This window comes from Spirulina subsalsa CS-330, from assembly GCF_028330765.1.
Taxonomy (GTDB): Bacteria; Cyanobacteriota; Cyanobacteriia; order Cyanobacteriales; family Spirulinaceae; genus Spirulina; species Spirulina subsalsa_A.
Window position 1 is genome coordinate 1 of record NZ_JAQMTY010000141.1, and the last position, 23,898, is coordinate 23,898.

Here is a 23,898-nt window from a genome sequence, read left to right on the forward strand (position 1 = left end):
CGGTGGCTAGTGCCGTTCTTGGAGATATCGTGAGACCCACAGGTCGGACAGGTCATCTCAATAGCCATGAGCTTGTCTCCCTAGTTATCGTAGTTGTGTAGCCTGATTTTCCTCCGTCCCGTGCATTAATGCACTACCCATGAATCAAATCGGATTGCTATATCATTTCAAAAAAGAAAAAGTCCAGGGCATTGATGGCAATGCTGGATCATTCTAAGAATGTGGATTTGTCTTGTTTGGGAGTTTTGAGTTTGTTTTTAATGTTGGTATCAATGTCGAGATGTTTAACGGCTTTGGGGGTGAGCGATCGCCGTTTAATCACTTTGCCTAACATCTCGGATTTTACTGCCCCTAACTGGATGCGTAATTTCGGGCCGGACTCTCCAAACCGAATCACCATCCCATCCGTAATATTGACCGTTGTTTCCAGCAAATGGCCGTTGACCATAATCCCATTCGTACCATGATTAGACAGCGTCCATTGATTTTCCTTGTATTCTAAAACGGCATGACGACGGGATACGACGGCACTGTAAAGCACGATATCATTTTGACTTCCGCGTCCCACTGTGACAACAGATTCACTCTCAAAGATCCAACTTTGAACTGGAGTGGATTGACTCGGATGAAGTAATGTAATGGCAATCACTAGCAAAGCCCTGCTTCATAATAAAAATTTATTATTGAGAGGTTTAGAGATGCACCTCGATTTTTAGAGTAACACTATCTTGATGGGTCTTGAAATTCCCTGTTTACACATGATGACAATTTCAGAGATATAGCACTAGCCAGAGCGGTTAGAACATGGAGAGACTCTGGAACAAGGGGCTTAAGCCCCTTGCCTGTCCTCATGCCCTTGTTGATTGCTATAGTTTATGTTTCTGCCCGTTTGAACTGTCAGGATACGGGAGAAATGAAGGGTCATCCTGGGGATGGATGGGGGAAAATCATAGCATAACCGTTGGGATGGGGCGATCGCATCTTTGTTAAACTTTGTAAATGCCCTGATCGAGTCAAACCCCCCATGTTGGAACAGATCCAAACCACCCTCTATACCGCGTCACAGTTTGCAAACCACCTGGTGAGCGAACAACTCACCCACCTCAGTTTTGTCAGCGTGACGTTGATTTTTTTCGCGGGTCTGCTCACCAGCCTCACCCCCTGTATGCTCTCGATGTTGCCGATCACCGTTGCCTATATCGGCGGCTACGAATCCCAAGGGCGGCTGATGGCGTTGGTGCAATCGGTGTGGTTTGCCCTCGGATTAGCGACGACCCTGGCCGGGTTGGGCATCGGGGCGGCGACCTTGGGGCGGGTTTATGGTCAAGTGGGGATCGGCCTGCCGATTTTTGTGAGTGCGATCGCGATCCTCATGGGTCTCAATCTGTTGGAAATCATCCCGCTCCGCTGGCCCAGTTGGGGCGGCGGTGACTGGATTGCCGAAAACCTGCCCACGGGTGTCCGCTCCTATCTCCTTGGCCTCACCTTTGGCCTCGTCGCCTCCCCCTGTAGCACCCCCGTCCTCGCCACCCTCCTCGCCTGGGTGGGCAGCACCCAGGATCTCGCCCTCGGCGGTGTCCTGTTGCTCAGTTATGCGATCGGCTATGTCCTCCCCCTCGTCCTCGCCGGAACCTTCACCGCCACCCTAAAAAAACTCCTCACCGTGCGGCGTTGGTCGGGATGGATCAACCCAGCAAGCGGCGTGATTTTAATCGGATTTGGCGTGTTCTCCCTCCTCTCCCGCTTGGCCTGAGCCTATTCTTTCGACACAGCTAAAATGGTGTTTTATCTAACATTGTCGTAGGGTGGATTAGGCGGCTTAAAATCACGCCATTACTGCAATTCAGCAATCCGCCGTAACCCACTGATTAACGGATGTCGTGACACGATAACCCCAGAGCAGCGGCATGGTGCGCGAAATGATCCGCAAGGAAGGAGGCAATGAAATAGTAGCTGTGGTCATAGCCGGGCTGGTAACGGAGGGTGAGGTCAAGGCCCCGCATGGCACAGGCGGCGGCGAATTGATCAGGGTTTAACTGACCTTGGCTCAGAAACGGATCGGCCTCGCCTTGATCAATGAGAATGGGTCGATCCCAGGTTGTAGTTTTCACCAATTCCGTCCCATCGTAGGTTGCCCAGAGGGTGCGATCGCTCCCCAAATAGCCCGTAAATGCCTTTTCACCCCAGGGGCATTGCATCGGGGCCGCGATCGGCGCAAAGGCCGACACGGAACGGTAGCGATCGGGATACCGCAACGCACAGATCAACGCCCCATGTCCCCCCATGGAATGCCCCATCACACTTTGCCGGGTCACGTCGGCGGCAAATTCAGCCGCAATCAGCGCGGGTAACTCCTCTGTCACGTAGCTAAACATCCGGTAATGGTCGCGCCACGGGGCAGCGATCGCATCCACATAAAACCCCGCCCCCGTCCCAAAATCCCAACTCTCCTCCTCCCCCAGCAGCCCCAACCCCCTCGGACTCGTATCCGGAGCCACCAGGATCACCCCCCACGCCGCCGCCAGACGTTGCGCCCCCGCCTTCGCCATAAAATTCTCCTCGGTACAAGTCAACCCCGACAGCCAATACAGCACCGGAACCCGTCCCGCCTCCGCCTGGGGCGGCAGATACACCGCAAACCGCATCGGGGCTTGACACTGGCTCGAATCGTGGTGATAAAACCCTAGGGAGCCTCCAAAGCAGCGGGTTTGACTGGTACAGGTGAGGGTTGCCATGGTTTTCAACGGGTTTATTAGGGTCGTTCCCCCCAATTTATCGTTATTTTGCCTAGGGTGTTTGGGCTGTTTGAGGTGCGATCGCACCTCAAAACTAGACCTTTAGCTAATCGCCACACAACACCTCCTATGGCATCCTAGAAAAAAATCCGCTAGAGGCTAATTGATGATGGGCCGCCACTACACATCCGTGCCAAAGAGCACAAAAGCATCGGGTCACCCTAAAACCGAAATCCCCCCCCATTCGCGGCCCTTCCCCAAAGCCCAAACCCCCCCCACCGCGAATGTCACCGAGTCCACCGCCCAGGCTCCCCCCACCGCCCTGCCCATCATGCCCAAGCTCACCGTCGGGGCAGCCAATGACAAATACGAACAAGAAGCCGATGCCGTCGCCGCCCAAGTCGTGCAGCGCCTCAACGCCCCACCCCCACCCGTTCAGCGCGACGGTGACGACCCCACTCCCACCATCCGCCGCCAGACCCTCCGCCCCCAAGTCACCCAAGCCGGCGGCGGCATTTCCCCCGACCTCGAACAATCCATCCAACGCGAACGCGGCAACGGCCAAGCCCTCAACGACAAAATCCGCACCCCCCTCGAAAGCGCCTTCGGAGCCGACTTCAGCAGCGTTCGCATCCATACAAACACCGCCTCCGATCACCTCAACCAATCCGTCCAAGCCAAAGCCTTCACCACCGGCAGTGATGTCTTTTTCCGCCAAGGAGCCTACAACCCCAGCAGCCGAGGCGGCCAAGAACTCCTCGCCCATGAGCTAACCCATGTGGTGCAACAAAGCCAAGGCTCTATCCAGAGAAAACCGCAGACATCATCCCCCCATTCTGCATTGCAAATTGGCCAGACAAACGCACCCACAATACAACGGGTACTCATTGGGGCACAGCGTTTTGAAAAAGCCGTTGATACCGGCGGCATGTTTGAAAAGTCCAGTGACACAACGCGAGAAATAGCATCATGGTTGCGGGATTACCATAATACCTACCCACCTAAAAATGAAGGCGATCGCAATCTTCTCCTAGGCATCCTAGACGAAATTGATGAAGCCACCCAGCGATGGTTAACCAAGCACCAAGGTGATACGAAGAGTAAAACTCAAAAGCGACGCCCCGTATTTGAATACCTCAATCATGAGATTCCCAAAACAGTTCAGGAACTGAAAGACATTGACTTGACACAAGTTCCTGATTTAGATTTTGGCAACAGCCAGGCTGAACAAGACAGACAGCATCTTAAGAAAAAGATGGAAGGTGATGTCGGGTCTTGCTTATCCAAAGCAGGCTGGATTATCGATGCCGCTGTTCCAACCCCCGGTGATGCGGCCTCTCTAGAAATTGATCTTGAGGCTCCCTTAGGTTCAGGTGGTTTTATCGGCTTTAACCTCAAGTTAGAGGGTGAACGTGCTGGGGACAATAAAACCGTTAAAGTGGGTATGACATTCCTCTGCACAGGTGGGGGCAGCTTGGGTGCTGGCAAACTCAAAGGTAAGCTGGGTGGATATGTTGAATCGAATGGGAAAGATTCTGCCAATGCAATGGCCTTGATTTCCTATGGATTCTACCGGCGCATGCAAGAATCCCAACTGGTTCCGCGTGAAATTCCTCGCTATATGTGGGGGGGCAGTACGGATACCAAAGGTCACAAGCTCGCTGAACGTTGGGCGGCAGGTGTTGAAATGGATATCCTCGAAAGTGAGGAAGAACTATCGGTTGAAACCGGTGCTGTCGGTGCAGTAGAAGGAGAAATTGGGGTTGCAGGTGTTGCCAAGTTTGGTGGAGAAATTGCAGGTAAAACTGGACGGAAGACGGATAAAGCATCCTTACAAAATCTGAAGCTCAAGAAATATAGAGAACAGCAAGGTCAAGCTGCTCTTGATGCTGATACGATGCTGAAAGATCCAGAACAACGAGCAGAACTTAAAAAAGCACTGATCGCTCCTCCGCCTAGTTATCGAGGCGAAACTCAGAAAAAATCAGGGGAGGGAACTCGTAATATTAAACTGACGGGTAAAGCGGAAACCCCAATTATTGGCGGAGAAGTGGCCTATGAGCGTTCCTATAGCAGCAAAGGACGGCAAAAAGTCGCAGGCTCCACAAAACGCCTCGCTTATTCGTTAGATTCGTCTAAGCTTGCGGGGTCGGCTAAACTGACCCTGCCCCTTGCGGTCTTTGGAAATGGTGCTCACTTTGCACAAATGTTGATTGAGTGGTTAGGGCAAGCTCAGTCCACCTCCACGGCACTGGGTGCAAAAGGTGATCAAAAAGCGATGAGTGATGCCCAGGTGATGGGGGCTGCATTTGAACCCATAGGGTCAGAACTCACTGCTTTTGGGGCCATGGCTGCTAATATCGATCCGACAAAATTTGAGTTGACCGGTGTGCCTGAAGATCCAACAGAATTAGGGGGTAAATCGGAAATTGCGTTGAGTATTGAGGGTGAAGCCGAATGGAAAGCGGGACAGCCGAAACCGAGCAAGACGTTGAAGATTCTCATGATTACGACCAAAGGGATTGAATCTCCTGTGTTTAAAGCATTGATTGAGAAGAAAAAATTACTCAAAAAATGGGAATGGCCTGGTTGATTCTAATGACTTGAAGTGTGTTTTCTATTGATCGTCAAATGCCAATTTGAAATTGGAGCGATCACACAACAGCATCTAGTCTTAGATGCTGTTCATTTTGTTGATTTTGATGAATTGAAACTATGCTTCTATTCGCCCATCATCAACACCATTATGATGTTATCGACCGATGAGTATTGGCGGGAGAGTCCCCCCTCCTGTCTTATCCAAAGTATGTAAGTTATAGTGTGATATGAGTCCAAATTTGAAATCAGGAGCTATCGTATGAGTGCCACTGTAAGTTTAGATACAGTGTTAAGATTTCCAACGCCTACTGATGAGATCATTAATCTTCGTATTGTTGGGATGACAATAGATGTCCAAAATGGAGAAACGTTGAATCTGCAACTCTCTGCACAGTTGGGCCATGAGATTTATCAAAAAATCGAATCAGAGCATTTGTTTAACTTAGAGATTGGTGAAGTTGAGATGAATGCCAGAAACGACTTTGACGACGATTTAGATATTAATTTTGATATTAAGATTGATCCGGATTTGTTGTTTTTAATTCCCAGTGAAGCTGATACAGAAGAGGCTGCTATTACCTATTTTGTGGAGCAAAATCATGAAAATGTTCATAATCCTCTCTATGCGACGGGTAATTGGTTTGCCTTGCATGTCACACAGAAACAGACGTTACCCGATGATTTAGAAGGACAACTGAAAGTTGGATATGCAACAAAGTGGGCCTAGGCGTTACAGCCTGGGGCATTCAGTGCTACGGCCCTCGCAGTTTGAACCGAGGTTATCGGAGCGTGAATAGGGAGTAATCGGCGGGTTGAATGTTTGTCTGCTCACCTAATGCGCGATCGCAACTGAGGGGCATGAGCTATTCAGCAATGAGCCAGTCTTCGATTTCGGTGTTGGTGAGGATCGTGCCGGTTTTGAGGTATTCGCTTTGGGTGGCGGTGAGGAGGTGTTTCATTTGGATGGGTTCACCGGCTTCGGCGGCGAGGAAGGCGGCGTTCATGGCGATGCTTTTAATATTGCCACCGGCCACTTCGAGTTTGGCGAGTAGCTCATAATTGAGATTTTGTGTGGGGGTTTGCTCAGGGAAGATTTTGCGCCAAATTGCGGCGCGTTGTTGGGCTTTGGGGAAGGGAAAGGTAATCATGAAGCGGATGCGGCGGAGGAAGGCTTGGTCGAGGGAGTCTTTGAGGTTGGTGGTGAGGATGGCGAGGCCTTGGAAGGCTTCGATCCGTTGGAGGAGGTAGGCGACTTCGACGTTGGCGTGGCGATCGCGACTATCTTTCACCTCACTGCGTTTGCCGAAGAGGGCATCGGCTTCGTCGAAAAGGAGGATGACCCCGCCGCCTTCGGCCGCGTCGAAGAGTTTGCGGAGGTTTTTTTCGGTTTCGCCGATGTATTTGCTGATGATGGAACTGAGGTCGATGCGGTAGAGGTCGAGGTTGAGGGTGGCGGCGATCGCTTCTGCTGCCAAGGTCTTCCCGGTTCCGCTCGGCCCGGCAAAGAGGGCGGTAATCCCTAGCCCGCGCTGCTGAGGGCCGCCAAAGCCCCAATGTTGATAAACTTGCATCCGTTGGCGCACTTGGGCGGTAATCATTTGGAGGGTCTGGTGTTCGCGTTCGGGGAGGACGAGGTCTTCCCAGCGGGCGATCGCATCAAGGCGTTGGGCCAGTTCGTCTAACCGGGGGCGACTCTGACGGCGACAGACGTTCCACAGGGTTGGAAAATCGGGGGTGGTTTCGGCGCTCCAGGCGATCGCGGCGGCTTGGATTTGGCCGGGGGTGAGGTTGAAATTCGAGGTCAACTGGTCGATGCGGGGGGGAGCGATCGCGCCGTCGGCCAAGATCGTGCTCCAGAGGTGGTGCTGCTCGGCGTGGGTTGGGGCTTCCACCTCAAAGGTGATCAGGGTGCGATGGCGCTGGGCGTGGCGAATGGCGGTATTCAAAATGAGCGGCACATTCAAGACATCGATCAGGCGAGCAACGCCGAGGGGCACAGTCTCCACGTAGTCTAAATTCAGCATCATGAGGGTGCGATTAAGCTGCCATTCCCGCTCGATTAGGCATTGCAGCAACTCCAAGGCCGTCCCCTCTTTGGGGAGCAGTTCAGCGGTGAGGATCAGTAAGGTGGCTTGAAATGCTTGGGCGATGGCTTGGGCGATCGCTCGCTTTGTTTCGTCATTCGTGCCCCAGAGTTGCAGGATCGGCAGTGGATCGCTGGCCTGTTCCCACTGTTGAATCATGCGGGATGCGATCGCCCCATGGGAGGGCACAAGCTGATCCCCCGTCCCCGTCGTTGGCTCCACCAAACCCGACAAGCGTTGATCCAAATATTGCACCCCCATCAGATAGTGCAAAATGCGTTCATCTAACCGCAACGGCGCATGCATCAAGGCTGGGCTTTCGCCAATCTCAATCAGTCGCCACCGGCGCAGCGGCGATTCTGGGGTGAGCGATCGCCATTGAGATGCCCGCGACAAAGCCCAGGCCAGATGAAACGTCGGATAATTGCGCTGCGCATTGCCCTGGGCTTGGGCACACAGCACATCCCAATCACTCCGCAAATCTAGCCCCGCACAGAGCAGGATAATGTCGCGCTCGAATCCCGATAATTGAAACCGCTGACAGAGTTGCCCAAGGGCCGATGCCGCCACATCCCGATCCAAGGGGGCAACGGGAGACCAAGGTGCGATCGCGCCCCCATCCCCCCGCAACCCCTGGGCCAGCCGCTCAATCCCATAATTCAACACCTGCTCATTAAACCGTTGCCAAGCATGATGATCCGTGGTCATATTAGTTTTCGGAATTAGAGTCCATATGCACAGGAAATCCGCCCATCCACCTAAAACGTCACCACCGTCCGAATCGATTCCCCCGCGTGCATCCAATCAAACGCCTCATTAATTCGCTCCAGAGGGACGGTGTGGGTCACCAGATGATCAATATCGATCTTGCCATCCATATACCAGTCCACCAACTTCGGCACATCTCGCCGCCCCTTCATCCCCCCGAACGCCGTCCCCCGCCAGACCCGACCCGTCACCAACTGAAACGGGCGCGTCCGAATTTCCTGGCCCGCCCCCGCCACACCAATAATCACCGACTCGCCCCAGCCCTTATGACAACATTCCAACGCTTGGCGCATCACCTGCACATTGCCAATACATTCAAAACTGTAGTCCGCGCCGCCGTCGGTGAGTTCAATCAGATGATCCACGAGATCCCCCTCAAGGGTTTGGGGATTGACGAAATGGGTCATGCCGTAGTGTTTCGCCAGCTTTCGTTTTGCCGGGTTGAGATCCACCCCGATGATCAGATTCGCCCCGGCAAGGCGTAACCCCTGGATCACACTTAAGCCAATGCCCCCCAAGCCAAACACCACCGCATTCGCCCCCGGCTCCACCTTGGCGGTATTAATCACCGCCCCGATTCCCGTCGTCACGCCACAGCCTAATAAACACACCTTGTCCAAGGGCGCATCCGATCGCACCTTCGCCACGGCAATTTCCGGCAATACGGTGTAGTTTGCAAAGGTAGACGTGCCCATGTAGTGGTGAATCATCTGGCCATCTTTGGAAAACCGACTCGTGCCGTCGGGCATCACCCCTTTGCCCTGGGTGCTGCGAATCGCTTGGCAGAGGTTGGTTTTACCGCTGAGGCAAAATTTACATTGGCGGCATTCCGGGGTGTAGAGGGGAATGACATGATCGCCGGGTTGAACGCTGGTGACATCGGGGCCAATCTCCACCACGATCCCAGCCCCTTCATGGCCGAGGATGGCGGGAAAGAGGCCTTCGGGGTCGGAGCCGGAGAGGGTATAGGCATCGGTGTGACAGACTCCGGTGGCTTTGATTTCGATCAGCACTTCCCCGGATTTTGGCCCCTCTAGATCAATGGTTTCGAGGCTAAGGGGTTTTCCGGCTTCCCAAGCCACAGCGGCTTTAATGTCCATAGGTTGTTCAAAGTTTGATGTGAGGAGTGGCCCAATTCTACCAAGGCGGGGGGGGCTGAATTAGGTAATTGTGATCTGCTCGCTGGGCAGGGTGATCACAAATTCAGTCCATTTGCCAGGTTGTGATTCACATTCGAGGTTGCCCTGGTGTTTATCAACGATGATTTGATAACTGATCGAGAGGCCGAGCCCCGTGCCTTTGCCCACATCTTTGGTGGTGAAGAAGGGGTCAAAGAGTTTGGCGCGGAGATCTTCAGGCACGCCGGTGCCGTTGTCGCGAATGCGGATGATTACATTGTCGTCCTGGGTCTCAGTGGCGAGGAGGATCTGGGGGCTGTCGTTGCCGAAGTCTTTACCGTCTGCGATCGCACTTTTCAACGCATCAATCCCGTTACTCATAATATTGAGCAAGACTTGATTCAGTGGCCCCGGATAACAGGAAACCTTCGGCAAGGTTCCATACTGTTTGAGAATGCCCAAGGCCGGGCGGTGATCTTTGGATTGCAAGCGATGTTTAAGCAGCAAAATCGTACTGTCTAAACTTTCATGAAGATCCACATATTTCGCCTCCGCTTCATCCAATCGCGAAAAATTCCGCAAACTGAGGACAATTTCCCGAATCCGTTTCGTCCCCACCTTCATCGAATCCATTAACTGCGGCAAGTCCGATCGCATAAATTCCAGATCAATACTATCGGCTTCCTCAGCGATATCAGGATGGGGTTCAGGATAATGTTGCTCATAGAGATCAATGAGGTTGAGTAAGTCCGCCATGTATTGATCGGCATGGGTGAGGTTGCCATGGATAAAGTTCACCGGATTGTTGATTTCATGGGCAATCCCGGCCACCATTTGCCCCAGGCTGGACATTTTTTCGGTTTGGATCAGTTGGGCTTGGGTTTTTTGGAGATGGGTGAGGGTGGCGGTGAGTTCGGCGGTGCGGGCTTCGACGCGCTGTTCTAGGGTGCTATTGGCCGTAGAGAGGGCAGCAAAGGAATCCTGTAACCGCCGCTCCATGGCGTTAAAGGCCCGGGCCAGCGTACCGAGTTCGTCTTGGCGATGGTCGGGAACGGGGGTGAAGTGGTCTTGTTCGAGGGAGGCGACGGCAGCGGTGAGGTCGCGAATGGGGCGGACAATGCTGCGAATGAGCACAATGGCCAGCACGGTGGCTCCGGCTCCGGCAACCCCCAAGGCGATGTAGCTGCGAAGGGTGGATTGGCGGAAGGAGGCGAGGAAGGTGGCTTCGGTGCGGGCAATGCCGAGCGTCCATTCTTGATTGCGGAGGGGAGCAAAGCCGGCGATGCGCTGTTGTTGGAGGGCGGGAAAATAATAGGTGACATACCCTGCTTGGGTGGCGTTGACCATGGCATGGGCGAGGGTTTTGAGGCCAAGGCTGGGGATGCGATCGACGGCATAGCGGCGATCGCGGATCACGTCATCTCGTACCTTGGGAGGCAGTTCCGCCAAGCTGTGATAGAGCAAGGAGCGATCGCGGTGGGCAATCACAATCCCCGCATAGTCAATCAAAAACACATCACTACCCTCATTGACCGGTAGCTCATCCACCATCGTCCAAATCGCTTCACCGTCTAGTTTCAGCACCACCACACCAAGAAATTCCCCTGTAATGCTGGTGATCGGAGCTGAAAAGAAAACGCCGGGCTGTTTTGTATTCGTGCCCACCAAGAGGCTGGACACATAGCTTTCACCTTGGGTTTGGGGAATTTGGAAATAATTCCGAAACTGGAAACTATCCCCCAGTATTTCAGGCATGCCGGGGGCTGCGACGGCTTCCCCGGACGCATTGAGTAAATAGACTAAGGCATAGTCTGAATTCGAGTCTTGTAGGATGCGGAGGGTTTGGTCTACGGCCACTTGGAGGGTTGAGCGGGCATCGGTTGGCGTGGCGAGGTATTCCTTGAGGTGGGGGGTTTGGGCAATGTATTCAACGATGTGTTGCTGATCGAGGATGAATTGATCGAGGCGATCGCTGTGACTTTGGGCCAACAGGGTGAGGTTTTGATACTCGGCGGCTTCGACCTCTTCAAAATTTTGTTGGATATTGAAATAGGTGATTAAGCCAGTGGGAACCAAGGCAACGGCCAACAGGGTGGTGGAGAGTTTCACCGCAATGGGCCAACGGGATGGACGAAGCCAAGACAATTTCATACCTGAAAGGAACACAAGGGAATGGATGTAAGCGCGATTGAATAGAGACGGGCCGGATCATGGTTTGACCGTGCCCCTGGTTTCACCCACAACGCGCCAGGGTCAGGAGGGAGGACAGGGGCAAATTGAGAGACGGAATCGAGTCTTCAGTGTGATCATCCCTTCTATGGTAGGGCTTTATTGGCGAGGGGTGGAGGATGTTGGGATGGGGGCGGCGAGGGCTGACGGGTTAAGCCAGTGGCGATCGCGGGCCATGATCAACACCAACGCCGCCACGCCGAAACAGAGCACGCTTTCGGTGCCAATGGTGCAGAGTTCTCGGATCGTCCAGTGGGGCAGGGTTTCAAGGCTGGCCCCGGTGCGCACGCCACTAAAGGCCCACACCACCCCTTGCCACAGGTGCGGGTTGCGATCGCCGCGTACCGTGTAGCGGTAGGCAACGCCAAATAAAAACCCCGTCGCCAAGGCAATGGCCAAGCCCGGTAACGTCAGGTGATCCAAGGGCAAAAACAGCGACCACTGGGGCGGCAGTTGCCCCGCGATCAAGAGCACACCGCCATAGGTGAGACTGTAGGCGATCGCCCCCATCAGTCCCGCATTCACAGAGGCTTGACGTTCGATCGGCTGCGGCATCAGGCTATACTCCTAAGATAGAAATTCCAGGCTCCGTCTAGAATTCTGTACACCATACCACAGACACGGAAGCCCTTCTCCGCTCCATTCTGTCCGCCAGACATCATGCCGATCACCCCGTCTCAGTTGGGCCGCCGGAAACACCAGCCGCCCGCCATTGTCACCCTCACCGCATGGGACTATGCGATCGCTCGTCTTCTCGATCAAGCCGACGTAGACATGATCCTCGTCGGGGATTCCCTCGCCATGGTCGCCCTTGGCTATGCCAACACCCTGCCGGTGGATCTCGACACGATGATCCACCACACCGCCGCCGTCTGTCGGGGCGTGAAGCGGGCCCTCGTTGTTTGTGATCTGCCCTTCCTCAGCTACCAAACCAGCATCCCCGATGCGATCGCCGCCGCCGGTCGTGTCCTCAAAGAAACCGCCGCCCAAGCCGTCAAACTCGAAGGCGGCAGCCCCGTCATGGTGGACACGATCCACCGCCTCACCACCCTGGGGATTCCCGTCCTCGGCCATGTGGGTCTCACGCCCCAATCCGTCCATCAATTGGGCTATCGACAACAGGGCAAAACCGAACCCGAAGCCGAGCGGATTTTGCACGAAGCGATCGCCGTCGCGGAAGCCGGAGCCTATGCGATCGTCCTTGAACATATCCCCGCCGACCTCGCCCACACCATCACCACCAAACTCCCCATCCCCACCATCGGCATCGGGGCCGGCCCCCACTGTGACGGTCAAGTCCTCGTCACCGCCGATCTCCTCGGCCTCTCCCCCAAAACCCCACCCTTCGCCAAAACCTACCTCAACCTCAGCGACCAAATCATCACCGCCACCCAACAATTCGCCGCCGACATTCGCAACGGCACATTTCCATAAAATCCCCTGGACAAGATTTGATAAGATAGCCGTAACATCCCGTAACAAGGCACATCCCTCAATGGCCCCGTGGGATAGGTGCGATGCTGCGCCCACCCTGCGATCGCTTGATCATTTTCACGCTGTTTAATGCCCGTCACCTATGACTGAACCCATGCCGGCACTCTTAACCCCGTTTCATCTCGGCGCGTTTCTGCCCGCCCTCGATAGCCTCTTTTCCACCCAAGGCGTGATGGTGATGCTCTTGGTCGCCTATGCCGGAGCCATGTGGATGTTTCTGTCCAGTGCGCCAAAAGTTCACACGATTATGGTGTCGGATCTCAACATAGCGCGGGAGTTCTACGAAGGGCTGTTAAATCTAGCCGTGGCCGATGTGCCGCTCCATTACTACTACAACTACGAGCAAAGTATGGGAGCCGCCAGCCTCGACCCCATCTACGGGATGTCGTCCCTGCCCACCACCGCCACCGCCCCGCCCACCCAATCCGAGGGGCTATGGTATCAACTGAAAAAAAATACCCAACTGCACATCATTTCTGGGGCGCAGTATGGGACGAAAAATCGGCAGCGCCATGTGTGCTTTGACCGCGATTGTTTAGAAAATATTTTGCTCCGGGTGCAGTCACGACGGTTACGGTTTAAGCTTCGCAGTCGGCGGCCCCTCAATTTTTTGGTGAAAGATATGGCCGAACGGGTGATCGAATTGGCCGAAGTGGCGGATTAATTCAGCAGTTAAGCCAGTCAACCAAACCAGATAAGGCGGCTTCAGCCCCTTGTATCCAAACGATCGCGAAACCCAAATAGCGAGCTAGAAGCTCGCACTCCAAGCCGCATCAAGTGGTAGGGTGAGCCTCTGGCTCACTGATCCCAAACTCACGCACCACCCAAACTCACGCACCACCCAAAGCGATCGCACCGTTAAAACATCTCCAAAGGTGCGATCGCTGCTGAGCTAACCCCCGTCATCCCCGCGCCATCATCGGCAGTCCGGCCCCATAGGTGCGCCACACCCCGACTAAGACCCCTTGGATTTGCACCTGATTCGCCGTGGTTTGAATCGGGTCATAGTTGGGATTAGACGCTTTGAGGGTCACTTGATTGCCACTTTGGTAATACCGCTTCAACGTCGTCCCTTCCCCCTCAACCCGCACCGCCACGATCGCACCATCCTTCGGCGTTTGATCTTCCTGGGGTTGACGCAGCAAAACAAAATCCCCCTCCGTAATCATGTCGCCGATCATGCTATCCCCCGTCACCCGGAGGGCAAAACAATTGGGCTGATCCATCACCCCTTGCAGGTCGAGTTCCTCCTGCTGGTTTTGCACATCGGTGAACGGCTCCACGAGGCCCCCCGCCGTAATCACCCCCATAATCTGAATACCCGGTCGATCGGGGGCATAGGTGATCCGAATCGTGCGGGCTTTCCCTTCATCCCAAGTGATATAGCCTTTTTTCCGCAACCGCTCCAGACGGCTTTGAATCGGCGCGGGGGACTTCAAGCTCATCGCTTTCATCATTTGCCGAATCGAGGGGGCGTGTTGGGAGGTGCGAATATAGTCCACCAGCCAATCGTATAGTTCTTGTTGCGCTCTTGTTAGTGATTCCATTGTGATTTTTTGGACAGACAATCAACAATTGCCCCGAAATGCATCCCGAATGTATCAATTAAAGTGACACCGTAGAACGTGAAACCCGAGTGCCGTCAAAGTCCGGTCTGGAAACTAGATTTTGTCAGGGATTCGCGTTTGTGACGTTTGGGATTAACTCAGGGTTATTACTATTCTAGAACCTCTGTACTAAAATAATACAAAAATCCTAAAAAATATTTTGTTGCCAAAAAAATCAATTCAATCTGATCGCTGAATTCACCACAGAGCAAGGATTTTTTCGATTTAAAGCGGTCGAAATTATCACAAATGAGCAGAGCTGCGGACGGCATTTAATCGGTATTTTCGGGGTTGAAAATTTGATTTTCCCGTCAATTTTTGCCCTTAGAGGAATGGTTTAGGCAAGGGCAGGGCAAAATCTCCCCGCTTACTCGTTCCGAGACCCACCCCGATCAGGGCTTCAACGAACTTCACCGCCACCCCCACGCCATCAATGACGGGAATGCCCAATTCCGCTGTTAAATCTCGGCTTAAATTCGCCATCCCGGCACAACCCAGGACGATCGCACCACATTCATCGGTGGCCAAGGCTTGGCGGCAGGTGGCGAGAATTTGCGATCGCGCCTCCCCCGCCGGATCATCCAAAGCCAACACCGCCAACTCCGTCGCCCAAATCCCCCGACAAAACCGCCCCATGCCGTACTGCTCCACCAAATGCGCGGCAATACATTTCGTCCGCCCCAAGGTGGTCACAATCGAAAACCCCGTGGCGATCATGCTCGCCCCGTGCATCGCCGCTTCAGCAATTCCCACCACGGGCCCCCGCGCTAATTCCCGCGCTGCGGCCAAGCCCGGATCACCAAAACAGGCGATCACATAACCATCCACACCCGCCGCTTCCCCCGCCTGCACCTCAGCGAGCACCCCCGGCACACTCAAGGCTTCATCGTAATGACCTTCGATGGAAACGGGGCCGTGGGGCGGGTTGACGGCGATGATTTCCGTTTGGGGGGAGGCGATCGCCCGCGCCGAATCGCCAATAATTGCCGTCATTGATGCCGTCGTGTTGGGATTAATAACCTTGATTTTCATCATTTTATCTTTATGGTTCTGTGCCCCCGTTTTATTGTATATGTGGGTTTATAAGCACTAATTGTGATATTTATGCTGTCGCTCGATATACAAAAGAGCCGCACCACCCCAGAATTCACCACAACCCCCCGTGTTCTGGTGGTCGAAGATGAAGAGTTGATTCGAGAGATGGTGAGCCTTGCCCTCAAAGAGCAAGGCTACCAGGTAATTACCGCCATTGATGGGCGGTCTGCCCTCAATATTTTGAAAGAGTCGCAGTCTAGCTTGCAACCGTCCTATGATTTGATCATTTTGGATGTGATGCTCCCACAGGTGAACGGTTTGGATCTGTGTCGCTTGTTGCGCTATCAAGGCAATACGATCCCGATTTTGATTCTCAGTGCCAAAGCCAGCGAAACCGATCGCGTCCTCGGCCTCGAAGTAGGAGCCGATGACTATCTCACCAAACCCTTCAGCATGCGCGAGTTGATCGCCCGCTGTCGGGCGTTGCTCCGGCGACAGAGTTTCGCCGCCACGCCTCCCGCCTCCGTGCTGGAATACGAAGAGATTACCCTCTTCCCGGAAGAATGCCGCGTCTTGGTCAGTGGCGAGGAAATTAACCTTTCGCCGAAGGAATTTCGCCTCTTGGAACTCTTTATGGGGTCGCCCCGCCGAGTTTGGTCACGGGATCAGTTGATCGAACAGGTGTGGGGGATGGATTTTATCGGCGATACGAAGACCGTGGATGTGCATATTCGCTGGCTCCGGGAAAAGCTCGAAGCTGACCCCAGCAAACCCCGCTATTTAATCACCGTCCGGGGGTTTGGCTATCGGTTCGGCTAATCTCAAGTCCACAAATACCCCAAAAACAAATACGAGGCTTGCTAGTCCGGATCGGCGATGAGTGAGCCAGAGGCTCACACTACCCCTGCCTTGATGCTTGTAGTGCGAGCTTCTAGCTCGCTGTTCTGGTTTCAGTTTCACTTTGTGTTGGATGCGCTAGTTTTGAGGGATTTAAAAGCGATAAGATTGAGGGCGTTGTTTGCCTTCTTGTGATCTGCCTGTTATGACCCAAGCTAAGAAGACCTGGAGCGATCGCTTTGAAACCGCGCTCCATCCTGCGATCGCCCGTTTTAATGCCAGTATTGGCTTTGATATTGAACTGATTGAATATGATATTACGGGGTCGATTGCCCATGCGAAGATGTTGGCTCACACCGGAATCATCAGCACCGAAGAAGGGCAACAACTGATCACGGGTCTAGAGCAGATTCGGATTGAATACCAAGAGGGGCGGTTTAATCCGGGGGTTGATGCGGAAGATGTGCATTTTGCCGTCGAGCGTCGCCTCACGGAATTGATGGGGGATGTGGGGAAAAAACTCCACACGGCGCGATCGCGCAATGACCAAGTGGGCACAGATATTCGCCTCTATCTCCGCGACCAGATCCAAACCCTGCGCGGCCAACTGCGAGAATGGCAAGGCGTGCTGCTCAAACACGCTGAACAGCATGTGGAAACCCTGATTCCCGGTTATACCCACCTCCAACGCGCCCAACCCGTCAGCCTCGCTCACCACCTCCTCGCCTACTTCAACATGGCCCAGCGGGATTGGGAACGTCTGGGGCAAGTCTATCAGCGCACCAATATTTCCCCCCTCGGTAGTGGTGCATTGGCGGGGACAACCTTTCCTATCGATCGCCATTACGCCGCCGCCGAGTTGAAGTTTGGCGGGGTCTATTCTAATAGTTTGGATGGGGTGAGCGATCGCGACTTTGCGATCGAATTCCTTTGCGCTGCGAGTTTGATCATGGTGCATCTCAGCCGCCTCAGTGAAGAAATGATCCTCTGGGGTTCTCAGGAATTCAGCTTCATCAAATTTCAAGACAGTTGCTCCACCGGGTCAAGCATCATGCCCCAAAAGAAAAACCCCGACATTCCCGAACTGGTACGGGGCAAAACCGGGCGCGTCTTCGGCCATCTCCAAGCCCTGCTCACGATCATGAAAGGGCTTCCCCTCGCCTATAACAAAGACCTCCAAGAAGACAAAGAAGCCATTTTCGACGGCGTGAAAACCGCCCAAGGTTGCCTCGAAGCGATGACGATTTTGCTCCGGGAAGGGTTGGAATTCCGCACCGAACGCCTCGAAGCTGCGGTGAATGAAGACTTCTCCAATGCCACCGATGTGGCGGACTATCTCGCCGCGAAGGGTGTGCCGTTCCGGGAAGCCTATAACCTCGTGGGCAAGGTGGTGAAAACCAGTCTCGCTGCTGGTAAGCTGCTCAAGGACTTGACCCTAGAGGAATGGCAAGCCCTCCATCCGGCCTTTGAAAATGATATCTATGCTGCGATCGCCCCTCGCCAAGTGGTCGCCGCCCGCAACAGCTACGGCGGCACTGGCTTTGAACAGGTGCGCAACGCGATCAAAGCCGCCAAAGAGCAACTCCTCGACACCGCCAGCTAAGCGAAGGCGGGGGCCATCCTTCTCGCCGCGTTTTCAGAAGCGATCGCCCGGCTTCACCCAGGCTGAAAAACCACAAAACCCCTCATCTATGCAAAGAGCAGAACGATGAGGGGTTAAGATTTCAGCCAGTGGATGGGGGATTATTCCGCAGCCGCTGCGGTTTCGGCATCCACCGCAAAGAAGCTGAGGTGGTAGAGGGTTCCTTTCCAGGGATGGGTTTGGGCCTCACGAATCACCGCCGACCCTTGCCAGGATAAATCTGGAATCGTCACATCGATCACGGTTTCATTCACCGCTGTTTTGCGGAGTAACAACCCGGCATCTTTCGCGTTAAGCACGAGGGAAATCGATTCGGCACCATTGTGGCCGTAGAGGTTCGCGGGGATTAGGCCTTCACGACGGAGGGCGCGGGGCTTACTCCCAGCGGGGCGAGATTGACAAGCGATGGTCAGTGGCATAGTGAATTGTTTGGGTTGAGAGTGGATGGTATGTGCAGAAATGGGTGGGATTACACGGGAGTGCCTTGGGCATCGAGTAACGCCCGTTTCGGGCCATGGATGGGATCTTCAACGATAATCGTTTGATCCCGACTGGCACCGAGGGAGACGATCGCGATCGGAACTTCCATCAGTTCTGCCAAAAACTTGAGGTAATTTAAGGCTGCTTGGGGCAGATCCTCAAGGGTGCGACAGTGGGCGGTGGACTGTTGCCAACCGGGCATGGTTTTGTAAATGGGCTGGCATTTGGCGAACTGGCGGGCGTTGCTGGGGAAATGATGGCAGGTTTCGCCCTCAATATTGTAGGCAACACAGACCTTGATTTCCGGCAGATCATCGAGCACGTCGAGTTTGGTGATCGCCAAGCAGTCGAGGCCGTTAATCCGCACGGCGTAGCGACCGATCACGGCATCAAACCACCCGCAGCGCCGGGCCCGGCCTGTGGTGGTTCCGAACTCTGCACCGCGATCGCCTAACTGTTGCCCCACGTCATCGATGAGTTCCGTGGGAAAGGGGCCTTCCCCGACGCGGGTGGTGTAGGCTTTGGCTACGCCGATCACCCGATCGATGATCGTGGGGCCCACCCCTGCCCCGACGCAAGCCCCCCCAGAAATGGGATTGGAGGAGGTGACGTAGGGATACGTGCCGTGATCGAGGTCGAGTAAGGTTCCTTGAGCGCCTTCAAAGAGGATGTTGGCGCGATCGCGCACTGCCTCGTCGATATGAAGTGAACTGTCGATCACATGGGGACGGAGGCGATCGGCATAGCGAAGATATTCCTCAACGACCGCAGCGGGATCAAGGGGCGGTAGGTCGTAGAGCTTTTCGAGAATCTCGTTTTTATGATTCACAGCCCAGGTGACTTGCGATCGCAACCCATCAGGATCGATCAGGTCAATCATCCGCACCCCAATCCGTTCGGACTTATCCGCATAGGTGGGGCCAATACCGCGCTTGGTCGTGCCGATTTTATGCTCACCGCGCCGTTCTTCCGAGGCCTGATCCAGCAAACGATGATACGGCATCGTCACATGGGCCGTTTGAGAAATGTAAAGCTGTTCAGTGGAAATGCCTAAGGTCGCGAGTTGATCCATTTCTGCAATCAGAACTTTGGGATCAATCACCGTGCCCGAACCGATGATACAGCGTGTCTTTGGATATAAGATCCCCGATGGGATGAGGTGCAGCTTGAAGGTTTGATCTTTGACAACAACAGTATGTCCAGCGTTTACCCCACCTTGATACCGCACGACAACGTCTGCTGAACGACTCAACAGATCCGTAATCTTGCCTTTGCCTTCGTCCCCCCACTGGGCACCAATAACGATAACGTTAGCCAATGGTCTTTTGATATACGACAGTTTTCACAAACTATCATTATCAAGATAGAGGGGGGTCTGTGTCAACCGCACAACGCACATCAATGCGGCTAGATCAGGATGGCTGATGCAGGTTAAATCTAGAATCCGGTACTTGAAAAAGGCTCTAAGAGGCTGTTTGAAACGTTAAACTCAGATCCAAATCATGAGCCTCACTCAATGGAAACAAGGGGCTTAAGCCCCTTGCCTCTCTATTCAAGACACTTTTTAAACAACCTCTAACTCTCTAGCGAGCAAGATGCTCGCACTACGGAATGACCGGATTATTTCCTTACGGTTCATCAGCCCCTGGAGTCTAACCCGTTGGGTGTCTTTTTGAGATCTTCGGTTAAATCCCGGAGCCGTCGAGGAATTCAAGAATTTCGCGATCGCGCAACTGACAGCGGCCCGATGTGGCTAACACCGGCTCCTGACGATCTCCCAAGGCCGCATGAACTAGAGATTTCGTCCCCGCCTGCTGATCCTGTAACTGTTCTAATTGCTGTTCGAGGGCTTCGATCCGGTCTACCAACATCCGAATCACCGTCGCCTCAGAATCCGGAAGTTTCCCATGTTCTAAGGGATTCACCCGCACCCCAGACCGATACACCACCCGGCCCGGCACACCCACCACCGTACAGTCCGACGGCACATCGCGCAGCACCACAGACCCAGCCCCAATCCGGACATTATTCCCAATTTGCAGATTACCGAGGACTTTCGCCCCCGCTCCGACGACCACTTGTTCACCGAGGGTCGGGTGACGTTTGCCGTTTTCTTTCCCGGTTCCGCCCAACGTCACGCCTTGATAGATTAAGCAGTAATCGCCGAGGATCGCGGTTTCGCCGATCACCACACCCATGCCGTGGTCAATGAAGACTCCTTTGCCAATTTGCGCACCGGGATGAATTTCAATGCCGGTGATGAAGCGAGCGAGATGGGAGAGGAAGCGCGGCACGAACGGAATGCCAATGTTGTAGAGCCAATGGGCAAGCCGATGACTCAGCAATGCTTGTAAACCGGGGTAGCAAAATAAAACCTCGGCCCAATTGCGGGCGGCGGGGTCGCGCTCGAAAATAATCCGGAAATCTGCGATGAGTGAGGATAGCACGGGATTTTCAGCAGTGAACGTGGAACCTTGACCATATTAACGTTGATGGGGGGACAGACAGCAAGGGGTGTTAACCCACCGTTGCGGGACGATCATGATGGTATTGAGGGGCGCGGATGGTGGGGTTTTTGCGATCGCTGCGGGTAACGTTGGACACAACTCAATCGCATTTGGGGCGCTTAAAGTAAAAGACTTGGGAGTTTTTGTCGCCACCGGGGATCACGGCAACGAGTTCCCACCCTTGAGCACCCAGATAGTTCAAGGTTTCAAGGACAGACTTGCCCTGCAATACATCGGCGATCGCTTGATTTTCCGATTCCACCGTAATGCGGAGAGGGCGCAGGGGCACGATGGTTTCTTGGATGGCCAAATATTCCCACAAGGAGGCAGGTTTAATCACAGGGATTCTCTACGGATCTTAGGAGTTGAACTCGTTTCCACGATATCAAAGAAGTCTTCGATCGCGTGCTTTAAAATTCAGTACAATTCGATGCAGTACAATGGCGGATAAAACTCCGGGCAAAATTTAGAGCAACGTCGTGTTTTCCCGAACGTTTAAATCATGGCTAGGGTTGGGGATCGTGCTGATTGGCCTTGAAGCGATCGCTCTCCACCAGGTTCATCGCACCTATTGGCAGAGTCGGCCCACGGAGGATCGGCCGAGCTTCATGGGTGATCTACATCGCTGGGGTCGAGCGCCCCTATCCTCCCAGGGGACGGCTCCCCTCTATCGTCTCTGGACGATGACGCTGGTGGGGGGAGGGTTAGCCGTGGGGGTTGTCACTGGCCGGGGGCAACAGCACCGGGAGCGCGATCGCCAGCAGTTGCGATCGCTGCGGCAACAATTGGCAACGGTGCAGGAACAGTACGATACAGTGCAGATCACCCTAGATCGCCACCATCACGAACAGGCCGAACTCCACCACACCCTCCATCAATTCCAAGCGATCCAAGCTGCCGCCCAAGCTGCGATCGCCGCCAAAGACAAGCAACTCCAACACCTCCAAGCCCAACTCAATCAATACCGTCACCCAGAATATGACGTGATTGAACTCACCGCCGCCTTTGAAGACCTCACCGAAGAGCAAACCCAACTCGAAAACGACAACCAACTGCTCCGCGCTGAAATCAGCGACCTCCGCCATCAGCTTTGGCAACTGCGCACAGCACCCACACCACCCCCCACCGAGATCGAGCCTCTCGACCCTGAACCCTTAACCCCAGGGGAATCCTGGCCCCTGTCCCAACTCGCTAACATTTCCACCACCCAAGCCGTCCAAGCCCTAAAACGCCTAGGTTTTGAAGTGGATCACCAAACCGGCAGCCACATCATTTTGAAACGCCCTAAACGCAGTTGTACGATTCCGGAAAAGTCGGAAGTCCGGCCAGGAACCTTAAAAAGTGCCCTCCAGCAAGCGGGCGTGAGTCTAGAGGAATTTCTAGAACAGTTGTAGACATGTCTATCGCGATCCTCAATCAATCGTAAATCTATAATCCCCGCCAACAAGGGGCTTAAGCCCCTTGCCTGTTCATGAATCAAATAGGATTGCTATATCCAGAAAATGTGCAGAATCCTTCCTCAAGCACCCTTGCTCACCTCAATCGACTCGCATTCCTGTATTCCTAAACTTAGGGATCTGACCTTGGGAGGCTGTCTCTAGGATGACCGCTGCCGTCGTGCCATGGCATAGCTAAAATAGTGCTTTATTGCAGGTAGATTAGGCGACTAAAATCTAGGCTAAAAATGCAATTTAGCTATCTATCGTAACCTACTGATTAACGTATGTCGTGACAGGGGTAAAATGCGATCGCGCTATAATCCAGAAAGGTATAGCTGTAATAGATAGGCTAAATGCAAATTACGCTTCCTGAGCATCTTTTAACTCGTTTAAGCCAGTTAGCTGCACGGCAACAGCAGTCGGTCGAAAGTATTCTGACTGACCGATTATTTACCGCCCTTGATGATGAGTTGGATCAGCTTCCAACGGGAGAACAGGCTGAGTTAAGGGCATTACACCATTTATCAGATGATGTGTTGCGGTTGATTGTGGCCGAGCAGATGCGCCCAGAGGATCAGGACTGCTTGACCCAATTAATGGAACGAAATAGCCAAGAAACGCTAAGTCAATTGGAGCGAGATACATTAGCTGCGTTGGTAGAGCGCAGTGATCAGCTCATGCTGCGGAAGGCGGAAACGGCGGCGATTCTTGTTCAACGAGGGTATGCAGGAACGGTGGCAGATCTAATACATCCTCATGCCCAACCCTAGCCCATCCAAACAAACCATCCGCGCATGGTATTAACTCGGCGGCGATGGGTACAGGCGGGACTGCATCCAGTTCTTTGAAAGAGTGCTCCACAATTCTCTACCGCGAGGAAATCCGAAACCAGCCGTCAGTGCGGGCAGTTTAGCGATACCGTTGGGTTAGGCTAAAACAGGCTTAAGCCTAGACATTGTTATTGTGCATCTGTGCCATGACCTCTCCGGCTGAAACAAGTTTCCAAGCAGGGCAAGCTGCTTTTCAGGCTAAAAATTATCCGGCGGCGATCGCTCATTTTGAAGCCGTCGTGCGCGATGAACTCGACCCGGCGATGCTCACCCAAGCCTATCAAGGGCTGATCGTGGCCTATTACAACGGCGATCGCGCCCGTGATGCCCTCGACCTTTGCAAACGTCTCAGCCAAGACCCCGATACCTATCCCTGGGCGGCCAAAACCCTCGCTGACTTGACCCGCCGCATCCGCAACGCCAACGCCGCCGCCTTTACCCCGCCCCAACAGCAATGGCCCAAGGCCCCCGCCCCCGCCACCCCTGACCCACCAC

Annotated in this window: 21 protein-coding genes and 1 pseudogene; 10 read left to right on the top strand and 12 right to left on the bottom strand. The window is 53.9% G+C overall.

Annotation, left to right across the window (positions count from 1 at the left end; genetic code table 11):
• Window positions 1–208 precede the first annotated feature (208 nt).
• Window positions 209–649 carry an FHA domain-containing protein gene (locus tag PN477_RS09325; protein ID WP_272118081.1) on the bottom strand — a complete coding sequence of 147 codons (441 nt, stop codon included), beginning with the start codon at window positions 647–649 and terminating at the stop codon, window positions 209–211.
• Between the two features lie 375 nt (window positions 650–1,024).
• On the opposite strand from PN477_RS09325, the gene PN477_RS09330 reads away from it, so the two are divergent.
• Window positions 1,025–1,753 (top strand): cytochrome c biogenesis protein CcdA, encoded by a 729-nt coding sequence (locus tag PN477_RS09330; RefSeq protein WP_272118079.1) that lies wholly within the window; start codon window positions 1,025–1,027, stop codon window positions 1,751–1,753.
• A 115-nt stretch (window positions 1,754–1,868) separates the two neighbouring features.
• On the opposite strand, the gene fghA is transcribed toward PN477_RS09330, so the two are convergent.
• Window positions 1,869–2,735, bottom strand: a complete 867-nt coding sequence (fghA, locus tag PN477_RS09335; RefSeq protein WP_272118077.1) for an S-formylglutathione hydrolase — start codon at window positions 2,733–2,735, stop codon at window positions 1,869–1,871.
• A 190-nt stretch (window positions 2,736–2,925) separates the two neighbouring features.
• Between fghA and PN477_RS09340 the strand changes: the two genes are divergently transcribed.
• Both PN477_RS09340 and PN477_RS09345 read left to right on the top strand, forming a co-directional pair.
• Window positions 2,926–5,328, top strand: coding sequence for an eCIS core domain-containing protein (locus PN477_RS09340; RefSeq protein ID WP_272118075.1), 2,403 nt, complete (start codon window positions 2,926–2,928; stop codon window positions 5,326–5,328).
• A 264-nt stretch (window positions 5,329–5,592) separates the two neighbouring features.
• The gene (locus PN477_RS09345) at window positions 5,593–6,060 is read left to right on the top strand and encodes a hypothetical protein (RefSeq protein ID WP_272118073.1); all 468 of its coding nucleotides are present in this window, start codon (window positions 5,593–5,595) and stop codon (window positions 6,058–6,060) included.
• A gap of 136 nt (window positions 6,061–6,196) precedes the next feature.
• On the opposite strand, the gene PN477_RS09350 is transcribed toward PN477_RS09345, so the two are convergent.
• From PN477_RS09350 to PN477_RS09365, 4 genes are all read right to left on the bottom strand, one after another.
• Complete coding sequence (locus PN477_RS09350; RefSeq protein WP_272118071.1) at window positions 6,197–8,125, bottom strand: ATP-binding protein; 1,929 nt, start codon at window positions 8,123–8,125, stop codon at window positions 6,197–6,199.
• A 50-nt stretch (window positions 8,126–8,175) separates the two neighbouring features.
• Window positions 8,176–9,285 carry an S-(hydroxymethyl)glutathione dehydrogenase/class III alcohol dehydrogenase gene (locus tag PN477_RS09355; RefSeq protein ID WP_272118069.1) on the bottom strand — a complete coding sequence of 370 codons (1,110 nt, stop codon included), beginning with the start codon at window positions 9,283–9,285 and terminating at the stop codon, window positions 8,176–8,178.
• Window positions 9,286–9,345: 60 nt separating this feature from the next.
• Window positions 9,346–11,454, bottom strand: a complete 2,109-nt coding sequence (locus tag PN477_RS09360; protein ID WP_272118067.1) for a sensor histidine kinase — start codon at window positions 11,452–11,454, stop codon at window positions 9,346–9,348.
• Between the two features lie 177 nt (window positions 11,455–11,631).
• Complete coding sequence (locus PN477_RS09365; RefSeq protein ID WP_272118065.1) at window positions 11,632–12,087, bottom strand: hypothetical protein; 456 nt, start codon at window positions 12,085–12,087, stop codon at window positions 11,632–11,634.
• Window positions 12,088–12,192: 105 nt separating this feature from the next.
• Here PN477_RS09365 and panB point away from each other — a divergent pair, with 105 nt between their 5' ends.
• The gene (panB, locus tag PN477_RS09370; RefSeq protein WP_272118064.1) at window positions 12,193–12,966 is read left to right on the top strand and encodes a 3-methyl-2-oxobutanoate hydroxymethyltransferase; all 774 of its coding nucleotides are present in this window, start codon (window positions 12,193–12,195) and stop codon (window positions 12,964–12,966) included.
• Between the two features lie 142 nt (window positions 12,967–13,108).
• Window positions 13,109–13,690, top strand: coding sequence for a glyoxalase-like domain protein (locus PN477_RS09375; RefSeq protein WP_272118062.1), 582 nt, complete (start codon window positions 13,109–13,111; stop codon window positions 13,688–13,690).
• A 238-nt stretch (window positions 13,691–13,928) separates the two neighbouring features.
• On the opposite strand, the gene lexA is transcribed toward PN477_RS09375, so the two are convergent.
• Together lexA and PN477_RS09385 are read right to left on the bottom strand one after the other, a co-directional pair.
• Entirely contained in the window at window positions 13,929–14,573 is a 645-nt protein-coding gene (lexA, locus tag PN477_RS09380; protein WP_072622216.1) for a transcriptional repressor LexA, read from the bottom strand.
• Window positions 14,574–14,957: 384 nt separating this feature from the next.
• A complete protein-coding gene (locus PN477_RS09385; RefSeq protein ID WP_417158783.1) occupies window positions 14,958–15,665 on the bottom strand; it encodes an aspartate/glutamate racemase family protein in 708 nt (235 codons plus the stop codon).
• Window positions 15,666–15,737: 72 nt separating this feature from the next.
• Here PN477_RS09385 and PN477_RS09390 point away from each other — a divergent pair, with 72 nt between their 5' ends.
• Window positions 15,738–16,487, top strand: a complete 750-nt coding sequence (locus PN477_RS09390) for a winged helix-turn-helix domain-containing protein (RefSeq protein WP_272118057.1) — start codon at window positions 15,738–15,740, stop codon at window positions 16,485–16,487.
• Between the two features lie 223 nt (window positions 16,488–16,710).
• Window positions 16,711–18,108, top strand: coding sequence for an argininosuccinate lyase (gene argH / locus PN477_RS09395; RefSeq protein ID WP_272118055.1), 1,398 nt, complete (start codon window positions 16,711–16,713; stop codon window positions 18,106–18,108).
• Window positions 18,109–18,248: 140 nt separating this feature from the next.
• Here the strand turns inward: argH and rplY are convergent, their stop codons facing one another.
• From rplY to PN477_RS09415, 4 genes are all read right to left on the bottom strand, one after another.
• The gene (rplY, locus tag PN477_RS09400; protein ID WP_272118053.1) at window positions 18,249–18,566 is read right to left on the bottom strand and encodes a 50S ribosomal protein L25; all 318 of its coding nucleotides are present in this window, start codon (window positions 18,564–18,566) and stop codon (window positions 18,249–18,251) included.
• A gap of 50 nt (window positions 18,567–18,616) precedes the next feature.
• Window positions 18,617–19,945, bottom strand: a complete 1,329-nt coding sequence (locus tag PN477_RS09405) for an adenylosuccinate synthase (protein WP_272118050.1) — start codon at window positions 19,943–19,945, stop codon at window positions 18,617–18,619.
• A 367-nt stretch (window positions 19,946–20,312) separates the two neighbouring features.
• Window positions 20,313–21,074: a serine O-acetyltransferase gene (gene cysE / locus PN477_RS09410; protein WP_272118049.1), complete on the bottom strand. Its 762-nt coding sequence runs from the start codon at window positions 21,072–21,074 to the stop codon at window positions 20,313–20,315.
• Between the two features lie 160 nt (window positions 21,075–21,234).
• On the bottom strand, window positions 21,235–21,474 hold the full coding sequence (locus tag PN477_RS09415; protein ID WP_072622210.1) for a hypothetical protein: 240 nt from the start codon (window positions 21,472–21,474) through the stop codon (window positions 21,235–21,237).
• Window positions 21,475–21,613: 139 nt separating this feature from the next.
• Here PN477_RS09415 and PN477_RS09420 point away from each other — a divergent pair, with 139 nt between their 5' ends.
• The 3 genes and pseudogenes from PN477_RS09420 to PN477_RS09430 form a co-directional block, all read left to right on the top strand.
• Complete coding sequence (locus PN477_RS09420; RefSeq protein ID WP_272147203.1) at window positions 21,614–22,528, top strand: type II toxin-antitoxin system HicA family toxin; 915 nt, start codon at window positions 21,614–21,616, stop codon at window positions 22,526–22,528.
• Between the two features lie 398 nt (window positions 22,529–22,926).
• Complete coding sequence (locus PN477_RS09425; RefSeq protein WP_272118044.1) at window positions 22,927–23,343, top strand: hypothetical protein; 417 nt, start codon at window positions 22,927–22,929, stop codon at window positions 23,341–23,343.
• Between the two features lie 206 nt (window positions 23,344–23,549).
• Window positions 23,550–23,898, top strand: a pseudogene (locus PN477_RS09430) (hypothetical protein); the annotation flags it as partial.